We start from the raw sequence: 2,391 nt of genomic DNA, 5'->3' as shown, positions 1-2,391 counted from the left end.
GTAAGCGGCTGGGGAAGTCACCTTCCGAACTCCAGCATTAAGGGCGATGGTGTCCGCGTATTTTTAAGCGGACGCGATCGCCCTTAACGTCAGGATTTCCATGCGCCAACGAAGCTCTTACCCCAAACCCTTCAAGGCCCAGGTTGTTCAGGAATGCCTGCAACCGGGCGCAACCCTATCCAGCGTCGCCATCAGCCACGGCATCAACGCCAACGTGATCCGCAAGTGGCTACCGCTTTACCGAGATCAGCCGCCAGCGGCGTTGCCGGCTTTCGTTCCGTTGAGAGCTACACCCAAACGGCAGGCAGAAGGGTCGGCGATTATTGAGCTGCCATTTGGCGAGCAGTCGATGTCCGTGAAATGGCCGACGTCTGATCCTGAAGGCTGCGCTCGTTTTGTCCGTGGACTCACGCAATGATTCGCATCGAAGCCATCTGGCTCGCCACCGAGCCCATGGATATGCGTGCTGGCACTGAAACTGCGCTGGCCAGGGTGATTGCGGTGTTCGGTGCGGCGAAGCCGCACTGCGCTTATTTGTTCGCCAACCGCCGCGCCACTCGCATGAAAGTTTTGGTGCATGACGGGTTTGGCGTCTGGCTGGCTGCTCGCCGATTGAACCAAGGAAAGTTTCACTGGCCCGGCATTCGACAAGGCTGCGAGATGGAGCTGGATATCGAGCAACTTCAAGCGTTGGTGCTCGGCCTACCTTGGCAGCGTGTTGGGGCTGGCGGTGTAATCACACTGCTTTAAAAAGCTGTAATTAGCTCCTTGGCCTGCTGCCGCAAGCGACCTGCTTTGGTAAAATCCAGGGCATGACTTCCTCGCCCAACCTCGATCAGATGACCCCCGACCAACTGCGTGCATTCGCTGCGCAGTTGCTGTCGCAGGTTGATTCTCTCGGGCAGCAAGTCGACAGGATGGGCAAGAAGAACGACCGCGACCAAACCATCATCGAGCAACTCACCCACGAAATCGCATGGTTCAAACGTAACAAGTTTGCCAAGCGCAGTGAGCAATTGAGTCCTGCTCAGGGCAGCCTGCTCGACGACCTGCTTGATACCGACATCGCGGCCATCGAAGCCGAGCTGAAAGCGTTGAATCCGCCGGCTGCGCAGGCCGAACCACGCAAGCAACCAAAGCGTGTTCCTTTGCCTGCGCAGTTTCCGCGCACCGTGATTTATCACGAACCCGACAACACCCAATGCCCCTGCGGCTGCCAGCTCCAGCGGATCGGCGAGGACGTCAGCGAGAAGCTGGATTACACGCCGGGCGTGTTCACCGTCGAGCAGCACTTGCGTGGGAAATGGGCCTGCCGTCAGTGCGAAACACTGATCCAGGCACCGGTGCCGGCCCAAGTAATCGACAAGGGCATCCCGACCGCAGGTCTGCTGGCTCACGTGATGGTGGCCAAATTCGCCGACCATTTGCCGCTGTACCGACAAGAGAAAATCTTTGGCCGCGCCGGCCTGGCTATCGCCCGCTCGACACTGGCGCAATGGGTCGGCCAAACCGGTGTGCAGCTCCAGCCCCTGGTTGATGCGCTGCGCGAAGCGGTACTTGCCCAAGGCGTGATTCACGCTGACGAAACCCCGGTGCAGATGCTCGCGCCGGGCGAAAAGAAAACCCATCGTGCTTATGTCTGGGCCTACTGCACTACGCCGTTTTCGACACTTAAAGCAGTGGTATACGACTTCAGCCCGAGCCGTGCGGGTGAGCATGCCCGCAACTTCCTTGGGCAATGGAGCGGCAAGCTGGTTTGCGATGATTTCGCCGGCTACAAAGCAAGCTTTCAGCAAGGCATCACCGAAATCGGCTGCATGGCCCATGCCCGCCGCAAGTTCTTCGATCTGCATGCGACGAACAAAAGCCAACTGGCCGAACAGGCGCTGCACTCAATTGGCGGGTTGTACGAAATCGAACGGCAAGCGCGGGAAATGACCGACGAGGATCGCTGGCGAATACGTCAGGAAAAAGCGGCGCCCCTTATCGACGCACTGCATACCTGGATGCTGGCCCAGCGCGACCTTGTGCCCGAAGGCTCGGCTATCGCCAAAGCTCTGGATTACAGCCTCAAGCGCTGGGGCGCACTGGCTCGATATATCGAGGACGGTGCTGTACCCATAGATAATAATCCAGTGGAAAATCAGATACGGCCGTGGGCACTCGGCCGCTCCAACTGGTTGTTCGCCGGTTCACTGCGCAGCGGCAAACGAGCAGCGGCAATCATGAGTTTGATCCAGTCGGCGCGCATGAATGGGCATGATCCATATGCCTATCTCAAAGATGTGCTGACGCGGCTGCCAACACAGCGTGCCAGTGAGATTGATCAACTGCTACCGCATCAGTGGGTGCCGGCCTGAGTCACGCAAGGTGACTTCGGCAGACGCTTAC

3 protein-coding genes are annotated in these 2,391 nt (G+C 58.6%); all 3 read left to right on the top strand.

Translation table 11 applies throughout. The features are described from left to right. The first annotated feature begins 100 nt into the window (after nt 1-100). The 3 genes from FBY02_RS27975 (at nt 101) to FBY02_RS27965 (ending at nt 2,360) form a co-directional block, all read left to right on the top strand. Nucleotides 101-418, top strand: a complete 318-nt coding sequence (locus FBY02_RS27975) for a transposase (RefSeq protein WP_178115400.1) — start codon at nt 101-103, stop codon at nt 416-418. Further along, on the top strand, nt 415-750 hold the full coding sequence (tnpB, locus tag FBY02_RS28555; protein WP_144931764.1) for an IS66 family insertion sequence element accessory protein TnpB: 336 nt from the start codon (nt 415-417) through the stop codon (nt 748-750). Before FBY02_RS27975 ends, tnpB begins: the two co-directional genes overlap by 4 nt. A 62-nt stretch (nt 751-812) precedes the next feature. Then, a complete protein-coding gene (locus FBY02_RS27965; RefSeq protein WP_144931762.1) occupies nt 813-2,360 on the top strand; it encodes an IS66 family transposase in 1,548 nt (515 codons plus the stop codon). Nucleotides 2,361-2,391 lie beyond the last annotated feature (31 nt).

This window comes from Pseudomonas sp. SJZ078 (assembly GCF_007828255.1).
In the GTDB taxonomy this organism is placed as follows: Bacteria; Pseudomonadota; Gammaproteobacteria; order Pseudomonadales; family Pseudomonadaceae; genus Aquipseudomonas.
Note: the sequence above shows the minus strand (reverse complement) of the source record. Positions and strands in the feature narration are given on the sequence as shown.